Annotated in this window: 18 protein-coding genes, 1 tRNA gene and 1 pseudogene; 14 read left to right on the top strand and 6 right to left on the bottom strand. The window is 66.4% G+C overall.

Features of this window, described 5'->3' with window-relative positions; translation table 11 throughout:
• The first annotated feature begins 7 nt into the window (after positions 1-7).
• Genes accC through FFI97_RS32805 form a run of 3 tightly spaced genes read left to right on the top strand, consistent with a single transcriptional unit; the run spans position 8 to position 3,575 of the window.
• Positions 8-2,056, top strand: coding sequence for an acetyl-CoA carboxylase biotin carboxylase subunit (gene accC / locus FFI97_RS32795; RefSeq protein WP_139704970.1), 2,049 nt, complete (start codon positions 8-10; stop codon positions 2,054-2,056).
• Positions 2,056-3,093 (top strand): biotin synthase BioB, encoded by a 1,038-nt coding sequence (bioB, locus tag FFI97_RS32800; protein WP_062473215.1) that lies wholly within the window; start codon positions 2,056-2,058, stop codon positions 3,091-3,093. The genes accC and bioB overlap by 1 nt, the downstream gene beginning before the upstream one ends.
• Entirely contained in the window at positions 3,090-3,575 is a 486-nt protein-coding gene (locus FFI97_RS32805; protein WP_139704967.1) for a VOC family protein, read from the top strand. The genes bioB and FFI97_RS32805 overlap by 4 nt, the downstream gene beginning before the upstream one ends.
• On the opposite strand, the gene FFI97_RS32810 is transcribed toward FFI97_RS32805, so the two are convergent.
• Positions 3,565-4,062, bottom strand: coding sequence for an Lrp/AsnC family transcriptional regulator (locus FFI97_RS32810; protein WP_062473217.1), 498 nt, complete (start codon positions 4,060-4,062; stop codon positions 3,565-3,567). The genes FFI97_RS32805 and FFI97_RS32810 overlap by 11 nt on opposite strands.
• Before the next feature lie 116 nt (positions 4,063-4,178).
• On the opposite strand from FFI97_RS32810, the pseudogene yedA reads away from it, so the two are divergent.
• A pseudogene (yedA, locus tag FFI97_RS32815) lies at positions 4,179-5,103 on the top strand (drug/metabolite exporter YedA).
• Positions 5,104-5,115: 12 nt separating this feature from the next.
• Here the strand turns inward: yedA and FFI97_RS32820 are convergent.
• From FFI97_RS32820 to FFI97_RS32835, 4 genes are all read right to left on the bottom strand, one after another.
• Positions 5,116-5,751 (bottom strand): LysE family translocator, encoded by a 636-nt coding sequence (locus tag FFI97_RS32820; RefSeq protein ID WP_139704965.1) that lies wholly within the window; start codon positions 5,749-5,751, stop codon positions 5,116-5,118.
• On the bottom strand, positions 5,748-6,380 hold the full coding sequence (locus FFI97_RS32825) for an RnfABCDGE type electron transport complex subunit B (protein WP_139704963.1): 633 nt from the start codon (positions 6,378-6,380) through the stop codon (positions 5,748-5,750). Before FFI97_RS32825 ends, FFI97_RS32820 begins: the two co-directional genes overlap by 4 nt.
• A gap of 19 nt (positions 6,381-6,399) precedes the next feature.
• Positions 6,400-7,857: a polyhydroxyalkanoate depolymerase gene (locus FFI97_RS32830; RefSeq protein ID WP_139704962.1), complete on the bottom strand. Its 1,458-nt coding sequence runs from the start codon at positions 7,855-7,857 to the stop codon at positions 6,400-6,402.
• A gap of 155 nt (positions 7,858-8,012) precedes the next feature.
• Entirely contained in the window at positions 8,013-9,209 is a 1,197-nt protein-coding gene (locus tag FFI97_RS32835; RefSeq protein WP_139704960.1) for an amino acid aminotransferase, read from the bottom strand.
• Between the two features lie 105 nt (positions 9,210-9,314).
• Here FFI97_RS32835 and uvrB point away from each other — a divergent pair, with 105 nt between their 5' ends.
• The 10 genes from uvrB to FFI97_RS32885 all read left to right on the top strand — a co-directional run bounded on the left by uvrB (position 9,315) and on the right by FFI97_RS32885 (position 18,060).
• Complete coding sequence (gene uvrB / locus FFI97_RS32840) at positions 9,315-11,432, top strand: excinuclease ABC subunit UvrB (RefSeq protein ID WP_139704957.1); 2,118 nt, start codon at positions 9,315-9,317, stop codon at positions 11,430-11,432.
• A 238-nt stretch (positions 11,433-11,670) separates the two neighbouring features.
• Complete coding sequence (iscR, locus tag FFI97_RS32845; RefSeq protein WP_056580055.1) at positions 11,671-12,207, top strand: Fe-S cluster assembly transcriptional regulator IscR; 537 nt, start codon at positions 11,671-11,673, stop codon at positions 12,205-12,207.
• An 88-nt stretch (positions 12,208-12,295) separates the two neighbouring features.
• Positions 12,296-13,516 carry an IscS subfamily cysteine desulfurase gene (locus FFI97_RS32850; RefSeq protein WP_139704955.1) on the top strand — a complete coding sequence of 407 codons (1,221 nt, stop codon included), beginning with the start codon at positions 12,296-12,298 and terminating at the stop codon, positions 13,514-13,516.
• A gap of 50 nt (positions 13,517-13,566) precedes the next feature.
• Positions 13,567-13,989, top strand: a complete 423-nt coding sequence (gene iscU / locus FFI97_RS32855; protein ID WP_062473231.1) for a Fe-S cluster assembly scaffold IscU — start codon at positions 13,567-13,569, stop codon at positions 13,987-13,989.
• Position 13,990: 1 nt separating this feature from the next.
• Entirely contained in the window at positions 13,991-14,314 is a 324-nt protein-coding gene (gene iscA / locus FFI97_RS32860; RefSeq protein WP_007828190.1) for an iron-sulfur cluster assembly protein IscA, read from the top strand.
• 63 nt (positions 14,315-14,377) lie between these two features.
• A complete protein-coding gene (hscB, locus tag FFI97_RS32865) occupies positions 14,378-14,896 on the top strand; it encodes a Fe-S protein assembly co-chaperone HscB (RefSeq protein ID WP_139704953.1) in 519 nt (172 codons plus the stop codon).
• Between the two features lie 6 nt (positions 14,897-14,902).
• On the top strand, positions 14,903-16,765 hold the full coding sequence (gene hscA / locus FFI97_RS32870) for a Fe-S protein assembly chaperone HscA (protein WP_139704951.1): 1,863 nt from the start codon (positions 14,903-14,905) through the stop codon (positions 16,763-16,765).
• Positions 16,766-16,778: 13 nt separating this feature from the next.
• On the top strand, positions 16,779-17,117 hold the full coding sequence (fdx, locus tag FFI97_RS32875) for an ISC system 2Fe-2S type ferredoxin (RefSeq protein ID WP_070061051.1): 339 nt from the start codon (positions 16,779-16,781) through the stop codon (positions 17,115-17,117).
• Between the two features lie 85 nt (positions 17,118-17,202).
• The gene (gene dnaQ / locus FFI97_RS32880; protein ID WP_095745690.1) at positions 17,203-17,910 is read left to right on the top strand and encodes a DNA polymerase III subunit epsilon; all 708 of its coding nucleotides are present in this window, start codon (positions 17,203-17,205) and stop codon (positions 17,908-17,910) included.
• A gap of 75 nt (positions 17,911-17,985) precedes the next feature.
• Positions 17,986-18,060, top strand: a tRNA-Val gene (locus tag FFI97_RS32885).
• A gap of 109 nt (positions 18,061-18,169) precedes the next feature.
• On the opposite strand, the gene gmd is transcribed toward FFI97_RS32885, so the two are convergent.
• A complete protein-coding gene (gmd, locus tag FFI97_RS32890; RefSeq protein WP_139704949.1) occupies positions 18,170-19,207 on the bottom strand; it encodes a GDP-mannose 4,6-dehydratase in 1,038 nt (345 codons plus the stop codon).
• Between the last annotated feature and the right edge of the window lie 16 nt (positions 19,208-19,223).

The following is a 19,223-nucleotide window of genomic DNA, read 5'->3' on the forward strand; positions in this document are numbered from 1 at the left end:
GAAGAACATGTTCAAGAAGATCCTGATTGCCAACCGCGGTGAAATCGCCTGCCGCGTGATTCAAACGGCCAAGAAGATGGGCATCCTCACGGTGGCCGTCTACTCCGACGCCGACAAGGAAGCCCGCCACGTCGAGCTGGCCGACGAGGCCGTGCACATCGGCGCCGCGCCCAGCCGTGAGAGCTACCTGCAGGCCGACCGCATCATCGCGGCCTGCAAGAAAACGGGCGCCCAGGCCGTGCACCCGGGCTACGGCTTCCTGTCGGAGAACGAAGCCTTTGCGCGCAAGGTCGAGGAAGAGGGCATTGCCTTCATCGGCCCGAAGCACTATTCGATCGCGGCCATGGGCGACAAGATCGCCTCGAAGAAGCTGGCGAACGAAGCCCAGGTCAACACCATTCCCGGCTGGAACGACGCCATCGAAACGGCCGAGCGTGCCGTCGAGATCGCCAAGGACATCGGCTACCCGGTGATGATCAAGGCCTCGGCCGGCGGCGGCGGCAAGGGCCTGCGCGTGGCCTTCAACGACAAGGAAGCCTTCGAAGGCTTCACCTCGTGCCGCAACGAGGCGCGTAACAGCTTCGGCGACGACCGCGTGTTCATCGAGAAGTTCGTCGAGGAGCCGCGCCACATCGAGATCCAGGTGCTGGGCGACTCGCACGGCAACGTCATCTACCTGAACGAGCGCGAGTGCTCCATTCAGCGCCGTCACCAGAAGGTGATCGAGGAGGCGCCGTCGCCCTTCATCACCGACGCCACGCGCAAGGCGATGGGCGAGCAGGCCGTGGCACTGGCCAAGGCCGTGAAGTACCAGAGCGCGGGCACGGTGGAGTTCGTGGTCGGCAAGGACCAGAGCTTCTACTTTCTGGAGATGAACACGCGCCTGCAGGTGGAGCACCCAGTGACGGAGTGCATCACCGGCCTGGACCTGGTCGAGCTGATGATCCGCGTGGCGGCCGGCGAGAAGCTGCCGCTGGCGCAGGCCGACGTGAAGCGCGACGGCTGGGCCATCGAGTGCCGCATCAACGCCGAAGACCCGTTCCGCAACTTCCTGCCCTCGACGGGCCGGCTGGTGAAGTTCCAGCCGCCGGCCGAGAGCATGTTCGCGAGCGACACCGGCCACCTGCACGGCGTGCGCGTGGACACCGGCGTGTACGACGGCGGCGAGATCCCGATGTACTACGACTCGATGATCGCCAAGCTCATCGTGCACGGCAAGGACCGCAACGAGGCGATCGCCTTGATGCGCGAGGCGCTCAACGGCTTCGTGATCCGCGGCATCAGCAGCAACATCCCGTTCCAGGCTGCACTGCTGGCGCATCCGAAGTTCGTGGCGGGCGATTTCAACACCGGCTTTATCGCCGAGCACTACGGCAAGGGCTTCCATGCGGAAGACGTGCCGCACGCCGACCCGGCGTTCCTGGTGGCGCTGGCCGCCTTCGTCAACCGCCGCTACCGCGCGCGCGCCTCGGGCATCAGCGGGCAGCTCGCGGGCCACGGCGTGAAGGTGGGCGAGCAGTTCGTGGTGGTCGAGCTGGGACCCGAGGGCAAGCACGTGCACCACGCGGTGTCGGTGAGCGACTTCCAGGGCAAGACCGGCGCCAGCGCCGTCACGGTGGGCGACAAGCGCTACCAGATCGAGAGCGACTTCGCGCTCGGCGCGGTGCGCGTGCAGGGCACGGCCAACGGCAAGCCCTTCACGGCGCAGGTGGAGCGCGGCGCGGGCAAGAACCCGCTGGCGCTGCGCGTGTCGCACGACGGCACGCAGATCGAGACCATGGTGCTGTCGCCGCTGGGCGCGCGCCTGCTCGAGCTGATGCCCTACAAGGCGCCGCCCGACCTCAGCAAGTTCCTGATGTCGCCGATGCCGGGCCTGTTGGTCGAGGTGTCGGTGCAGCCGGGGCAGCAGGTCCAGGCCGGCGAGAAGCTGGCCGTGATCGAGGCCATGAAGATGGAAAACGTGCTGTTCGCCACGCAGGATGGCGTGGTGGGCAAGATCTCGGCGGCCAAGGGCGAATCGCTCGCCGTCGACCAAATCATTCTGGAGTTCAACTGATGGGTGCCAACGACCTGCAACAGGCAGCAATCACGCTGCACCGCCCGGCCAAGGCCGTGGCGACGCCCCAGGGCCCCTGGTCCGTGGAGGCCATCCAGGCGCTGCTCGACAAGCCTTTCATGGAACTGCTGTTCGAGGCGCAGACCGTGCACCGCCGGCATTTCCCCGAAGGCGACATCGAGCTGGCCACGCTGCTGTCGGTGAAGACCGGCGGCTGCCCCGAGAACTGCGGCTACTGCCCGCAGTCGGCCGAGTTCGACACCGGCGTGAAGGCGCAAAAACTCATGGAGGTCGACGAGGTGGTGCGCGCCGCGCAGGCCGCCAAGGACGCCGGCGCCACGCGCTTTTGCATGGGCGCCGCCTGGCGCGCGCCCAAGGACCGTGACGTCGAGAAGGTGGCGGTGCTGGTCGAGGCCGTGAAGGGCCTGGGCCTGCAGACCTGCGCCACGCTGGGCATGCTGGAGCCGCACCACGCGCAGCAGCTCAAGGCCGCGGGCCTCGATTACTACAACCACAACCTGGACACCGCGCCCGAGTACTACACCGACGTGGTCGACACGCGCACCTACCAGGACCGCCTGGACACGCTGGCGGCCGTGCGCAGCGCCGGCATCAGCGTGTGTTGCGGCGGCATCGTGGGCATGGGCGAGCAGCCGGTGCACCGCGCCGGGCTGATCGCGCAACTCGCGAACATGGACCCGTACCCGGAGTCGGTGCCGATCAACAGCCTGGTGCGCGTGCCCGGCACGCCGCTGGCCGATTCGGAGCCGGTCGATCCCTTCGACTTCGTGCGCATGATCGCCGTGGCGCGCATCACGATGCCGACCGCGCGCGTGCGCCTGTCGGCCGGCCGCCAGCAGATGGGCGAGGCGGTGCAGGCCCTGTGCTTCATGGCCGGCGCCAACTCGATCTTCTACGGCGACAAGCTGCTGGTCACCGGCAACCCCGACGTCGACGCCGACGTGCAGCTGCTGCGCAAGCTCGGCCTGCGCTCGCATCGCACGCAGGAGCAGGCGGAAGAAGGCGGCTGCGCATGACCACGCCGCGTCCCTTCAAGGTGCTGGGCATCCAGCAGATCGCCATCGGTGGCCCCGACAAGCTGCGCCTGCAGAAGCTGTGGGTCGACATGCTGGGGCTCGAGGTGACGGGCACCTTCCGCAGCGAGCGCGAGAACGTCGACGAAGACATCTGTTCGATGGGCAGCGGCCCGTTCAAGGTCGAGGTCGACCTGATGCAGCCGCTGGACCCCGAGAGGAAACCGGCGGTGCACACCACGCCGCTGAACCATGTCGGCCTGTGGATCGACGACCTGCCCAAGGCCGTCGAATGGCTCACGGCGCAGGGCGTGCGCTTTGCGCCGGGCGGCATCCGCAAGGGCGCGGCCGGTTTCGACATCTGCTTCCTGCACCCCAAGGCCAACGACGAGTTCCCGATCTCGGGCGAGGGCGTGCTGGTCGAGATGGTGCAGGCGCCGCCCGAAGTGGTGACGGCTTTCAACGCGCTCGCCGCTACGCGCTGAGCGCCTTGCGCACCGGCGGCTTCACGTCGGCGCGCTGCGGCGGCAGCATCGGCTGGTGCTCGCGCGCCGGGTTCAGGATGATCGAGGTCGCGGTCTCGGTCAGGATGCAGAACTTGGCGAGCACCGCATCGAGGTGCGGCACGTCGATCACGGCGATCTCGAGGATCCAGCTGTCCTCGCCGGTCACGTTGTAGGCATTGACGCATTCGGGCGTCTCCTGCACCAGCTTCACCACGAGGTCGTAGTCGGCGCGCCCGACGCGGATGATCCCCCGGATGCCGTAGCCCAGCCGTGTGAGGTTCACGGTGGCGCGGTAGCCGGTGATGACGCCGGCGGCTTCCAGCTTTTTCACGCGCTCGGTCACGGCCGGCTGGCTCAGGTGCACGCGGCGGCCCAGCTCGGCCATGCTCAGGCGCGCGTCGGCCTGCAGTTCGGCCAGGATGCGGGTGTCGTGGGCGTCCAGCGTGGGGGTCAAGGTGAAGTCCATGGAAGTCCTTTAATTCGACGGTGCGGTGCGAGCAGAACCATGAAATTCGCATGGCTGCCGGGCGGTGGCTTTCATACCATGACGGGCATCCGATACCAAGAAGAGACACCCTCGATATGTCGACACTCGCCACGCCCGCGCAGGCCGCGCCTGCCGCTTCCTCCTCGCGCCCCCGGCTGACGCCGCTGCTGTGGCTGTGCCTGGCCGCCACCTGGGTGGTCTGGGGCTCGACCTACCTGGCCATCAAGTACGCGCTGATCAGCTTTCCGCCGTTCCTGCAGATGGGCTCGCGCTTCCTGGTTGCGGGCGTGTTGCTGGCGGCGTGGATGCGCTGGCGCGGCACGCCCTGGCCGACGCGCCTGCAGTGGCGCAATGCGCTGGTCGTCGGTGCGCTGATGCTCGGCGGCGGCATGGGTGGCACGGCCCTGGCCGAGGTGTCGATCGGCTCGGGGCTGGTGGTGGCGTTCATCGCCGTCATTCCGTTGTTGATTGCGCTCTTGAACCTGATCTGGGGCGTGAAGCCGGCGCGGCTCGAAGCGGCGGGCATCGCGCTGGGGCTGGTCGGCGTGCTGATGCTCACGCAGGGCAGCGGCTTCAAGGCCTCGCCCGAGGGGCTGGTGGCGATCTGCGTGGCCTGCATCTGCTGGTCGCTCGGCAGCGTGCTGAGGCCAGCGCAAGCTGCCGCTGGCACCCGGCGCGATGGGCTTCGCGAGCGAGATGCTGTGCGGCGGCGTGGTGCTGATGGTGCTGGCCGCGGCGTCGGGCGAAACGATGAGTTGGCCGCCGCAGCCGGTGGCGCTGGGGGCTTGGGTCTACCTCGTGGTGTTCGGCTCGCTGATCGCGTTCAACGCCTACATGGTGCTTCTCGCACAGGCGCCGGCCGGGCTGGCGGCGAGCTACACCTTCGTCAACCCGGTGATCGCGATGCTGCTGGGCGTGTGGATCGCCCACGAGACGGTCACGCGCTTCGAGTGGTACGCCGTGGGCGTGGTGCTGGCGGGCGTGCTGCTGTTGCTGTTCAAGCGCCCGCAGAAGGGCTGAGTTCGACGATGCTCAGGCCGGGCGGCGCCAGAAGGCGAGGGTGGCGGCCAGCAGCCACATGCCGACCGCGCAGCTGCGGTTGAGCACCTTGAGGCCGCGGCGCGAGAGCCAGCGCACGGCCTGCGTGCCGGCGCCGGCATAGGCCAGCATCACGCAGGTGTCGAGCACCACGAAGATCGCGCCCAGCACCAGGTACTGCATGCCCTGGGGCTTGGCGGTGTCGATGAACTGGGGCAGGAAGGCGGCGAAGAACAGCACTGTCTTCGGGTTCGACAGCGCCACCATCAGGCTGCGCACGAGGGCGATGCGCCCGTGCGGACGGACCTCGACGGCCGACTTGGCCAGTGCCGCGCCCAGGTCGGTCGCCTCGCTGCGCCACAGCTTGATGCCGAGCCACACCAGGTAGGCCACGCCCGCGACACGGATCGCGTTGAAGAGCCATTCCGAGGCCGCGAGCAGCGAGCCCAGCCCGAGCGCCACGACCGCGATCAGAGAGACGCTGCCCAGCGACGCGCCCGCGATGCCCCAGCTGGCGCGGCGCATGCCGCCGTCGATGCCGTTGGACAGCGCCAGCAGCATGGTCGGACCGGGGATCACCGCCAGGGCAAGCGAGGCGACGGCGTAGATCAGCAGGGTGTCGAGGGTCATGGTTTGGTGGCGGCCTGGCGTTGTTCGGCGGCGGCCCGGGCGCGCGCGAGGGCGGCTTCGACGATCGAGCGCTTGCGCGTGTCGGCGGCTTGCGGTTCGGCAGCGGCAGGTGCGGGTTCGGCCTCGCGCTTCGCGGTGTCGCGATGTTGGGCGTGCAGCTTGTAGCGCTGCAGGGCGGCCTCGGCTTGTGCCTGCGACCACGCCTGCCAGCCGCTGCGGCCAGGGGTTTCAATCTCGAGCGAGATGCAATCGACCGGGCACACCGGAATGCACAGCTCGCACCCCGTGCAGTGCGCCTCGATCACCGTGTGCATGCGCTTGTGGATGCCGATGATCGCGTCGGTCGGGCAGGCGTCGAGGCAGAGCGTGCAGCCGATGCACCAGGCCTCATCGATGACGGCCATGGCGCGCGGGCCTTCGGTGCCGAACTGCGGATCGAGCGGCCGCGCGCCGCGGCCCGTGAGCAGTGCGAGGCGCTCGATGCCTTCGGCACCGCCGGGCGGGCACTGGTTGATGTCGGCCTCGCCGTCGGCGATGGCCTGCGCGTAGCCCGCGCAATCGGGGTAGCCGCACCGTGTGCACTGCGTTTGAGGCAGTACATCGTTGATGCGTGCGGCCAGCCCGTTCACGGTGGGTGATGCGCGCGGCTCAGCGCGCGGCGCTGGCGCGGGGCTTCTTGGCCGCGGCCGGCTTCTTGGCGGCCGGCGCGGCCTTCACAGCGACCGCCTTCTTGGCGGCGACCGGCGTCTTGCGGGCCGCCGCGGTGGCCACGGCCTTCAGCTTCTGGCCCGGCTTGATGCGGTCTTCGGCCGGCAGCTCTTCGCGGGCACCGGCGCGGCGCTGGGGTTCGTCGCTGGCGGCGATGAAGTTGCGCACCTTCGGGTAGACCAGGTCGCGCCAGCGGCGGCCGCTGAAGATGCCGTAGTGGCCCGCGCCCTTGACCTCGTAGTGCTCGCGCTTGGCATCGGCGATGCCGGTGCACAGGCTGTGCGCGGCCTGGGTCTGGCCCGAGCCGGAGATGTCGTCGAGTTCGCCTTCGACGGTGAGCAGCGCGGTGGCGTGGATGTCCTGCGGACGCACGCGCTCCACCTGGCCGGCGGGGCTCTTCACGTCCCAGGTGCCGTTGACCAGGTCGAAGTCCTGGAACACGGTGCGGATGGTCTCCAGGTAGTAGTCCGCGTCCATGTCGAGCACGGCGTTGTACTCGTCGTAGAACTTGCGATGGGCTTCGGCGCTGGCGTCGTCACCCTTGATCAGGTCCTTGAAGTAGTCGTAGTGGCTGCTGGCGTGGCGGTCGGGGTTCATGGCCACGAAGCCCGTGTGCTGCAGGAAGCCCGGGTAGACCTTGCGGCCCGCGCCAGGGAAGCCTTGTGGCACGCGGTAGATCACGTTGTTCTCGAACCACTCGAAGCTCTTGTTGGTCGCGAGGTTGTTCACGGCCGTGGGCGATTTGCGCGCGTCGATCGGGCCGCCCATCATGGTCATCGTGAGGGGCAGCGGCTCGCCGCGGCTGGCCATGAGCGACACGGCCGCCAGCACCGGCACGGTGGGCTGGCACACGCTCACGACGTGGCAGTTGCCGTACTCGGCCTGCAGGCGGCGGATGAACTCCTGCACGTAGTTGATGTAGTCGTCGAGGTGGAACTCGCCATCCGACAGCGGCACCAGGCGCGCGTTCTTCCAGTCGGTGATGTAGACCTTGTGGTCCTGCAGCATGGTGCGCACGGTGTCGCGCAAGAGCGTGGCGTAGTGGCCCGACAGCGGCGCCACGATCAGCACCACGGGCTGGCTCTTGAGCGTCTTGAGGATGTGCGGTTCGTCGGTGAAGCGCTTGAAGCGGCGCAGTTCGCAGAAGGGCTTGTCGAGCTCGACGGCCTCCTGGATCACGACCTCTTCGCCGTCGACCTTGACGGACTTGATGTTGAACTCGGGCTTCTCGTAGTCCTTGCCCAGCCGGTACAGCAGGTCATAGCCGGCGGCCATGCGCTGTGCCATCGGCAGTTGGCTCCAGACGGCGCCGGGACCGTAGAGCTTGGAGGCGGCCTGGGCGAAGTCCGAGAAGGGCTCCATCAGGGAACGCTGGGCTTCGTAGAGTTGATAGAGCATCGCGGGTCTTTGAGTGGATGTTGCAGTGCAATATATCAGTGCATTTGCCGCGGCGCAGGGGGCCGAACCCTAGCCCGGAGCGGGCTGGATTCGCCTTCTGTGGCCGAATGTGAACGAATCGTCAAAAAGTCGATTCACTCACACCCGGTTGTCACCTAGATGACCTTCGCAATCGACGCGCAGACGTAGTCGATGTTCTTGCTGTTGAGCGCGGCGACGCACATGCGGCCGGTGTCGGTGCCGTACACGCCGAACTCGTTGCGCAGGCGGACCATCTGGTCCTTGGTCAGGCCCGAGTAGCTGAACATGCCGATCTGGGTGGTGATGAAGCTCATGTCTTCCTTCACGCCGGCGGCCTTCAGGCCGTCGACCAGCTTCTGGCGCATGGCCTTGATGCGCACGCGCATCTCGCCCAGTTCCTTTTCCCACAGGGCGCGCAGCTCGGGGGTGCCCAGCACCGCGGCCACCACGGCGCCGCCGTGGATCGGCGGGTTGCTGTAGTTGGTGCGGATGGCGATCTTGAGTTGCGACAGCACGCGGCCGGCTTCTTCCTTGTTCTCGCACAGCACCGACAGGGCGCCGACGCGCTCGCCGTACAGGCTGAAGCTCTTGGAGAACGAGGTCGACACGAAGAAGGTCAGGCCGGCGTCGACGAACTTGGCGACGGCCGCGCCGTCTTCCTTCAGGCCGTAGCCGAAGCCCTGGTAGGCCATGTCGAGGAAGGGCACGAGGCCCTTGGCCTTGACGGCGGCGACCACCTGGTCCCACTGCGCGGGCGTGATGTCGTAGCCGGTCGGGTTGTGGCAGCAGGCGTGCAGCACGACGATGGTGCCGGCCGGTGCCGCGTTCAGGGCGGCCAGCATGCCGTCGAAGTTGATGCCGCGCTGGGCAGCGTCGTAGTAGGGGTAGCTCTCGACCGTGAAGCCGGCGTTGGTGAACAGCGCGCGGTGGTTTTCCCAGCTCGGGTCGCTGATCAGCACGGTGGCGTTGGGGTTGAGCTTCTTGAGGAAGTCGGCGCCGACCTTCAGGCCGCCGGTGCCGCCGATGGCCTGGATGGTGGCCACGCGGCCGGAGGTGACGGGCTCGCTCTCGGGGCCGAAGACCAGGCCCTTGACGGCGTTGTCGTAGGCCACGATGCCGTCGATCGGCAGGTAGCCTCGGGCCGAGGGGGCCTTCATCATGTTCTGCTCTGCGGCCTGCACGCACTGGAGCAGGGGCAGCTTGCCGTTGTCGTCGTAATACACGCCGACGCCGAGATTGACCTTGTGGGGGTTGGTGTCGGCTGCAAATTGCTCGTTGAGGCCGAGGATCGGGTCGCGCGGCGCCATTTCGACCGCGGTGAACATAGACATGGAAAGGTCCTTTGGGATGAAAGCTTCGCTGGCAACCGGAGGAGGCTTTATCCTTTCCGGTTGCCTTGAATTTTACCGGCGCCACGCCACCTGTCGGGAACAGCCATGCCAGAGAACACCGAAGCCATAGCAGACCTGAAGAAACTCGACCCCATCGGGCCGGCGAAGCAGGGCGAATTCATCCGCTACCCCGATTCGCCGTTCGAGCTGTTCCAGCCCTATCCGCCGGCGGGTGACCAGCCCGCGGCCATCGACGGCCTGGTGGCCGGGGTGCTCGACGGCGAGGTGTTCCAGACCCTGCTGGGCGTGACCGGCTCGGGCAAGACCTTCACCATGGCCAACGTGATCGCCCGCCTGGGGCGCCCGGCCATCGTGTTCGCGCCCAACAAGACACTGGCGGCGCAGCTGTACAGCGAATTCCGCGAGTTCTTCCCGAAGAACGCCGTCGAGTACTTCGTGAGCTACTACGACTACTACCAGCCCGAGGCCTACGTGCCGCAGCGCGACCTGTTCATCGAGAAGGACTCCTCGATCAACGAGCACATCGAGCAGATGCGCCTGTCGGCCACCAAGAGCGTGCTGGAGCGGCGCGACACGGTCATCGTGGCCACGGTGAGCGCCATCTACGGCATCGGCACGCCCGAGGACTACATGGAGATGCGGCTGATTGCCCGCGTGGGCGACAAGGTCGGCCAGCGCGACCTGATCTCGCGGCTCATCCGCATGCAGTACACGCGCAACGAGCAGGACTTTGCGCGCGGCACGTTCCGGGTGCGCGGCGACACCATCGACGTGTTTCCGGCCGAGCACAGCGAGCTGGCGATCCGCTTCGAGCTGTTCGACGACGAGATCGAGTCGCTGCAGCTGTTCGACCCGCTCACCGGGCGCATCCGCCAGAAGGTGCCGCGCTTCACGGTGTACCCGTCGAGCCACTACGTGACGCCGCGCGACAAGGTGCTGGCGGCGGTGGAAACCATCAAGATCGAGCTGGCCGGCCGGCTCAAGGAGCTGACCGGCTCCGGCAAGCTGGTCGAGGCGCAGCGGCTGGAGCAGCGCACGCGCTTCGACCTGGAAATGCTGGCCGAGATCGGCCACTGCAAGGGTATCGAGAATTACACGCGGCACCTTTCGGGCGCGGAGCCTGGCGACCCGCCGGCGACGCTCACCGACTACATGCCGAAGGACTCGTTGATGTTCCTCGACGAGAGCCATCAGATGATGGGCCAGCTCAGTGCCATGTACAACGGCGACCGGGCGCGCAAGGTCACGCTGGTCGAATACGGCTTTCGGCTGCCGAGCGCGCTGGACAACCGGCCGCTCAAGCTCGAGGAGTTCGAACAGCGGGTGCGCCAGTGCATCTTCGTGTCGGCCACGCCCGCGCAGTACGAGAAGGACCACGCCGGCAACGTCGTCGAGCAGCTGGTGCGGCCGACCGGGCTGATCGACCCCGAGGTCGAGGTGCGTCCCGCCACGCACCAGGTCGACGACGTGCTGGGCGAGATCCGCATCCGAGTCGAGAAGAACGAGCGCGTGCTGATCACCACGCTGACCAAGCGCATGGCCGAGCAGCTCACCGACTACCTGAGCGACAACGGCGTGAAGGTGCGCTACCTGCACAGCGACGTCGACACGGTCGAGCGGGTCGAGATCCTGCGCGACCTGCGCCTGGGCACCTTCGACGTGCTGGTGGGCATCAACCTGCTGCGCGAGGGGCTGGACATTCCCGAGGTGTCGCTGGTGGCGATCCTCGATGCCGACAAGGAAGGCTTCCTGCGCGCGGAGCGCTCGCTGATCCAGACCATCGGCCGCGCGGCGCGCAACCTGAACGGCAAGGCCATTCTTTATGCCGACCGGATGACCGAGTCGATGAAGAAGGCCATGGGCGAGACCGAGCGCCGCCGCAACCGGCAGATCGCCCACAACGAGGCGAACGGCATCACGCCGCGCAGCATCGTGAAGCAGGTGCGCGACCTGATCGACGGCGTCTACAGCGAAAAGACGGGCAAGGAAATGGCCAAACTCGACCTGGAACGCGCCAAGGTCGAGGACATGAGCGAGAAGGACATTGCCCGGGAAATCAAGCGGCTCGAAAAGCAGATGCTGGAGCACGCCCGCAACCTCGAGTTCGAAAAAGCGGCCCGGGTGCGCGACCAGCTGGCGCTGCTGCGCGAGCAGGCGTTTGGGGCGTCGGGCGGCGACAACATCGCCGGTTTGGCGTCCTGATTTCGGTTAGGTCATAAGTTCGCTTTCTTCAAGCGAGCCGCGCTGGGGTTTACCCGAGCAGATCTCAGGGGCTTCTGCTATACTTGACCGAAATACTCAACAACAAAGAACTTCGCGATGAAGGACCGACTCCTACCGGCTGGTTCACCAGCGTCGGGGTCGGGCAGGGCGGAGACGAAGTCACCGCGGCCCAAGGCTGTGGTGTCATTTCAACGGTAAGCACTTGAAGGAGCTTGCGATGCGTCTCACTACCAAAGGCCGTTTTGCGGTCACAGCAATGATCGATCTGGCGTTGCGTCAGAACACCGGTCCGGTCACGCTGGCTGCGATCAGCCAGCGGCAGCAGATTTCGTTGTCGTACCTCGAACAGCTGTTCGGCAAACTGCGCCGCCACGAGCTGGTCGAGTCGACCCGCGGCCCCGGCGGCGGCTACAGCCTCGGACGCAAGGCGGCGGACATCACGGTCGCCGACATCATCGTGTCCGTCGACGAGCCGATCGATGCCACCCAGTGCGGCGGCAAGGAAAACTGCCTCGGTGAGCAGGGCCGCTGCATGACGCACGAGCTCTGGGCCTCGCTGAACCAGCGCATGGTCGAGTTCCTCGACTCCGTCACGCTGCAGAAGCTGGTCGACGACCAGATCGCCAAGGGCGTGCAGATCGAGAACAAGCCGGTCGTCAAGCGCGCCATCTCGGCCCAGCCGGTGGTCAAGCCCATCCGCGTGAACGCACCGAATTCGGTCTTCGCCCTCGGCAACGTCTTCGCGAAGTCCTGACCCCGATGAGTCCGGCGATGCCTTCGGGCATCGCCCTGAGTTTGCCCTGATCCCAGAACACAACCCCCCACGCCAGCCCGAGCCAGCCATGGACGTCACTCCTCATTTTCCGATCTATCTCGATTACGGCGCCACCACGCCGGTCGACCCGCGTGTGGTCGACGCCATGATTCCCTGGTTGCGCGAACATTTCGGCAACCCGGCATCGCGCAGCCACGCCTGGGGCTGGGAAGCCGAAGAGGCGGTCGAGAAGGCGCGCGGCCAGGTGGCCGACCTGATCAACGCCGACCCGCGTGAAATCGTCTGGTCGTCGGGCGCCACCGAGTCGATCAACCTGGCGCTCAAGGGCGCGGCCCACTTCTACAAGGGCAAGGGCAAGCACCTGATCACCCTGAAGACCGAGCACAAGGCCGTGCTCGACACCATGCGCGAACTCGAGCGCCAGGGCTTCGAAGTGACCTACCTCGACGTCGAGGAAAACGGCCTTGTCGATCTCGACAAGTTCAAGGCGGCCATCCGCCCCGACACCATCCTGGCCAGCGTGCTGTTCGTGAACAACGAAATCGGCGTGATCCAGGACGTGGTCGCGCTGGGCAATGCCTGCCGCGAAAAGGGCGTGATCTTCCACGTCGACTCGGCCCAGGCCACCGGCAAGATCGACATCGACATCACGAAGCTGCCCATCGACCTGATGAGCCTGGCGTCGCACAAGACCTACGGCCCCAAGGGCATCGGCGCGCTGTACGTGCGCCGCAAGCCGCGCATCCGCCTCGAAGCGCAGATGCACGGCGGTGGCCATGAGCGCGGCATGCGCTCGGGCACGCTGCCCACGCACCAGATCGTCGGCATGGGCGAGGCCTACCGCATCGCCAAGCTCGAGATGAAGGACGACATCGCCCATGCGGCGCGCCTGCAAAAGCGCCTGCTCGACGGCCTGAAGGATGTCGAACAGGTCTTCATCAACGGCGACCTCGAGCGCCGTGTGCCGCACAACCTGAACATGAGCTTCAACTACGTCGAAGGCGAGTCGCTGATCATGGGCATCAAGGGCCTGGCGGTGTCGTCGGGTTCGGCCTGCACCTCGGCCAGCCTGGAGCCCAGCTATGTGCTGCGCGCCCTGGGCCGCAGCGACGAGCTGGCCCACAGCAGCCTGCGCATGACCATCGGCCGTTTCACGACCGAAGAAGAAATCGACTACGCCATCTCGACCATCAAGCACAACGTCGCCAAGCTGCGCGAGCTGAGCCCCCTGTGGGAGATGTTCCAGGACGGCGTCGACATCAGCACGATCCAGTGGTCGGCCCACTGACCCAGGCCAGCCCAAGGCTCCACGATTGAACAAAGTTTGAGAGGTACACCATGGCATATTCTTCCAAGGTCATCGACCACTACGAAAATCCCCGCAACGTCGGTTCCTTCGAAAAGGGCGACGACTCGGTAGGCACCGGCATGGTCGGCGCACCGGCCTGCGGCGACGTGATGAAGCTGCAGATCAAGGTCAACCCCGAAACCGGCGTGATCGAAGACGCACGCTTCAAGACCTACGGCTGCGGCTCGGCCATCGCCTCGTCGTCGCTCGTGACCGAATGGGTCAAGGGCAAGACGCTCGACGAAGCGGCAGCCCTCAAGAACGCGCAGATCGCCGAAGAACTGGCGCTGCCGCCGGTCAAGATCCACTGCTCGATCCTCGCGGAAGACGCCATCAAGGCGGCCGTGAGCGACTACAAGGCGAAGCACGGCGCCAAGACCCCCGAGTCGACCGCCGAAGCTGCTGTTCACTGAGATGGCCGTCACGCTGACCGAAGCCGCTGCGCGCCACGTCACCCGCTACCTCGGCAAACGGGGCAAGGGCGTGGGCGTGCGGCTGGGCGTGAAGACCACCGGCTGCTCGGGCCTGGCCTACAAGCTCGAGTACGTCGACGAGTTCACGCCTGAAGACGTGGTGTTCGAAGACCACGGCGTGAAGGTGCTGGTCGACCCGAAGAGCCTGGCCTACATCGACGGCACGCAGCTCGACTTCGTGCGCGAAGGCCTGAACGAGGGCTTCAAGTTCATCAACCCGAACGAACGTGATCGCTGCGGCTGCGGCGAAAGTTTTCGCATCTGATGCGTCGTCGCTGACCGCGACCACAGCCGCCACCATGTCATGTGCTGGCGGTTTTTTCTTGCCATGAATCTGAACGACACCGACTTCCAACTGTTCGCCGTCCCGGCGACCTTCGCGCAGGACCGCGCCGTGCTCGACGCGCGCTGGAAGGAGCTGCAGCGCGAGGCGCACCCGGACCGCTTCGCCGCGCAGGGCGCCGCCGCGCAGCGCGTGGCCATGCAGTGGTCGGTGCGCATCAACGAGGCCTACCAGCGCCTCAAGGACCCGATCCGTCGCGCGAGCTATCTCTGCGAGCTCAACGGCGCGCCGTTGAACGCGGAGAACAACACCGCGATGCCGGGCGCTTTCCTCATGCAGCAGATGGAGTGGCGCGAAGCGCTCGACGACGCCCGCGACATCGCCGCCGTCGAACTGCTGCAGGCGGACGTCGAAACCACGCGCGCCCGCGCACTCTCGTCGCTCGACTGGCTGATCGACGAAAAGGGCGACTACCCCGGCGCCGTGCAGCAGGTGAGAGCCCTCATGTTCATTGAGCGCTTCGGGCAGGACGTCGAAACCAAAATCGATCAGTTGGGACAATAGGCCCTTATGGCTCTTCTTCAGATTTCCGAACCCGGCCAGGCGCCCGACCCGCACCAGCGCCGGATCGCCGTGGGCATCGACCTGGGCACCACGCATTCGCTGGTGGCCTCGGTGCGCAACGGCGTGGCCGAGTGCCTGCCCGACGACCAGGGCCGCGTGCTGCTGCCCTCGGCCGTGCGCTACCTCGACGGCGACCGCCGCCAGATCGGCTTCGACGCCGTGGCCGCGCGCGCGCAGGACCCCGCCAACACCATCACCTCGGTCAAGCGGCTCATGGGCCGCGGCCTGGCCGACATCGCGAACCGCGATGCCATGTCGTACCGCATCGGCGGTGACGACGGCGGCATGGTCAAGGTGCAGACCTCGGCCGGCGAGAAGTCGCCCGTCGAGATCAGCGCCGAAATCCTGGCCACGCTGCGCTACCGCGCCGAAGACACCTTCGACGACGAGCTCTACGGCGCCGTCATCACAGTGCCGGCGTACTTCGACGAAGGCCAGCGCCAGGCGACCAAGGACGCGGCGCAGCTCGCGGGCCTGAACGTGCTGCGCCTCATCAGCGAGCCGACCGCCGCCGCCATTGCCTACGGCCTGGACAACGCGAGCGAAGGCGTCTACGCGGTCTACGACCTGGGCGGCGGCACCTTCGACATCTCGATCCTGCGGCTCACGCAGGGCGTGTTCGAAGTGATCGCGACGGGGGGCGATTCGGCCCTGGGCGGCGACGACTACGACCATGCCATCGCCGACTTCGTGCTCGCGCAGACCGGCCGCCAGGCCGGCAGCGACAACGACCGCGCCGCGCTGCTCGTGGCCGCACGCGCCGCCAAGGAAGCACTGACCGATGCCGACTCGACCCTCTTCAGCGCCGCGCTGGCGGGCGGCCATGCCGAGTTCACGCTGACCCGCGCGCAGTTCTTTGCCGCCACGCAGGCGCTCACCGACCGCACCCTTGCGGCCGTGCGCAAGGCGTTGCGCGACGCGAAGCTCAAGCCCGAGGAATTGCAGGGCATCGTGCTCGTCGGCGGCTCCACGCGCATGCCGCAGATCCGCAGCGCAGTGGCTGCGTATTTCGGCCGCGAGCCGTTGATCAACCTGAACCCCGACGAGGTCGTGGCGCTCGGCGCCGCGATCCAGGCCAACCAGCTCGCCGGCAACAACGGCGCGGGCGAACTGCTGCTGCTCGACGTGATCCCGCTGTCGCTCGGCATCGAGACCATGGGCGGCCTGGTCGAGCGCATTGTGCCGCGCAACCAGACCATCCCGACCGCGATGGCGCAGGACTTCACGACCTACCAGGACGGCCAGACGGCGCTGGCGCTGCACGTGGTGCAGGGCGAGCGCGACTTGGTGTCCGACTGCCGCAGCCTCGCACGCTTCACGCTGCGCGGGATCCCGCCGATGGCGGCCGGTGCGGCGCGCATTCGCGTGACCTTCACCGTCGACGCCGACGGCCTGCTGAGCGTGAGTGCCAAGGAGCAGGGCAGCGGCGTCGAGGCCAGCGTGGCGGTCAAGCCCTCGTACGGCCTGTCGGACGACCAGATCGCGACCATGCTGCAGGAGAGCTTCTCCACCGCTCAGCAGGACATGCAGGCCCGTGCGCTGGTCGAATCGCGCGTCGATGCCGACCGCATGCTGCTGGCGACGCAGAGCGCGCTCGATGCCGACGGCGATCTGCTGAGCAACGAGGAACGCGCCGCCATCGACGCTTCGATGGCACGGCTGCGCGACGTTGCCAAGAGCAGCAACGAAGCCGCCGTGATCGAAGCCGCTACGAAGGCGCTGGCCAACGACACCGAGGCCTTCGCCGCCCAGCGCATGAACGCGGGCATTGCACGCGCGCTCGCAGGCCGCAAGGTCGAATCCCTGTAGACAGAACCATTTCATGCCCACGATCAAGATCTACCCGCATCCCGAGTACTGCCCGCAAGGCGCCGAGATCACCGCGCCGGCCGGCACCTCGATCTGCGAGGCCCTGCTCGACCACGACATCAACATCGAGCACGCCTGCGAGATGAGCTGCGCCTGCACCACCTGCCACGTGATCGTGCGCGCGGGCTTCGACTCGCTGAACGAAGCGGAAGAGGGCGAAGAAGATTTGCTCGACCGTGCCTGGGGCCTGGAGCCGCAGTCGCGCCTGAGTTGCCAGTCGATCCTGGCGCAGGAGAATGTGACGATCGAGATTCCGAAGTACTCGATCAACCACGCCAAGGAAAACCACTGATGAGCGCAGCGCCGGGCCGCCCCAAGCAAGCTCGCACCCCCTCGGGGGGCGGCGAGGACACGAAGTGCCGAGACAGGGGGCACGCATGAGTCGCCAGATCGTTCTCGATACGGAAACCACGGGCCTGTCTGCGGAGAACGGCGACCGCATCATCGAGCTGGGCTGCGTGGAGCTGTTCGCGCGCAAGCTCACCGGCAACGACCTGCACATCTACTTCAACCCCGAGCGCGAGAGCCACGAGGACGCGCTCAAGGTCCACGGGCTGACCACCGACTTCCTGCGCGACAAGCCGAAGTTCGCCACGCTGGGCAAGGACATCATCGAGTACCTGCGCGACGCCGAGCTGATCATCCACAACGCGGCCTTCGACGTCGGCTTCCTCAACAAGGAATTCGAGCGCGCCGGCCTGCCGCCGCTCAAGACCTTCGTGAGCGAAGTGACCGACACGCTGGCCATGGCCAAGCTGGTCTACCCGGGCAAGCGCAATTCGCTCGACGCGCTGTGCGACCGCTTCGGTGTCGACCGCTCGAACCGCACCTTCCACGGCGCCAAGCTCGACGCGCAGCTGCTCGCCGACGTCTACATCAACCTCACGCGCGGGCAGGACGCCCTGCTGATCGACGTGGCCTCGAACGAACCCGCGCAGGGCACGACGGTCGTGGCCATCGACCTGAGCCAGTTCGAGCTGCCGGTGATCGCGGCGGCCGAGCATGAACTCAGCGCGCACGAGGCCGTGTTGTCGCAACTCGACAAATCCAGCGGCGGAAAAACTTTATTTCGCCAAAACAGCTGAAAAGCTATGGCATAATCTGAGGCTTCGCACAACGCGATACGTGTTCAAGACACTGAACTCAAAAGCAGTGTCTCAGGGCGGTTAGCTCAGGGGTAGAGCACAGCATTCACACTGCTGGGGTCGGAGGTTCGAAGCCTCCACCGCCCACCATTTCAGACCTACGACAGACGGCACCATCAGGTGCCGTTTTCGTTTGTCCTGTGTAAATCTCGGTGCAATTCAAGATGGTGCAGCCATGTGGCCCGACCCGCCGCTGCGCTCAGAAGGACCGGCCTTCGCGGTTTCGCTGCAAGTCGGCCTCCACCATCATCGCGCACAGCTCCTCCAGCGTCGTCCGCGGCTCCCAGCCCAGCGTCCTCCTGGCATGCGACGCATCGCCGATGAGCAGTTCCACCTCCGCCGGGCGATAGAACTTCGGGTCGATCCTCACGAGGACCTTGCCGGTCTCGCGGTCGATGGCGACCTCTTCCTGCGCCGATCCTTCGAACCGGAGTTCGTAGCCCGCGGCCCTGAAGGCCATGTCGACGAAATCCCGCACGGTTTCCGTGCGGTTGGTGGCGAGCACGTAGTTGTCCGGCTTGTCGGCCTGCAGCATGCGCCACATGCCATCGACGTATTCCTTCGCATAGCCCCAGTCGCGCTTGGCGTCCATGTTGCCCAGCGTGAGTACATCGAGCTTGCCGAGCCGGATCTTGGCCGCCGCGTCGGTGACCTTGCGTGTCACGAATTCGCGGCCGCGCAACGGACTCTCGTGGTTGAAGAGGATGCCGCAGCAAGCGAAGAGCCCGTAGCTCTCGCGGTAGTTCATCGTCATCCAGTGGGCGAAGAGCTTGGAGACGCCATACGGGCTGCGGGGATAGAAGGGCGTGTTTTCCTTCTGCGGAATGGCCTGGACGTTGCCGAACATCTCCGACGTCGAGGCCTGGTAGTACCTGATGCCGCGGTCCGTCAGGCGGATCGCGTCGAGCAGGTGGAGGGTGCCCAGTCCGTTGATGTTCGTGGTGGCTTCGGGCTGGTTGAAGCTCGCGCCCACGTAGCTCTGCGCCGCCAGGTTGTAGACCTCGTCGGGCTGCGCATCGCGAATGAGCGTGATCGAACTGCCCAGGTCCGTCAGGTCGTACTCCACGAGATGAAGCTCCGGATGGTCCTGGATGCCGAGCGACTCGATGCGCCAGAAGTTCACCGAACTGGTTCGGCGGAAGGTTCCGTAGACGGTGTAGCCCTTGCCCAGCAGCAGCTCGGCCAGGTACGCCCCGTCCTGTCCGGTAATGCCAGTGACGACAGCACGTTTTTTCATGGCTTCAATGAGGTGA

Source organism: Variovorax sp. KBS0712, assembly GCF_006323185.2.
Taxonomy (GTDB): domain Bacteria; phylum Pseudomonadota; class Gammaproteobacteria; order Burkholderiales; family Burkholderiaceae_C; genus Variovorax; species Variovorax boronicumulans.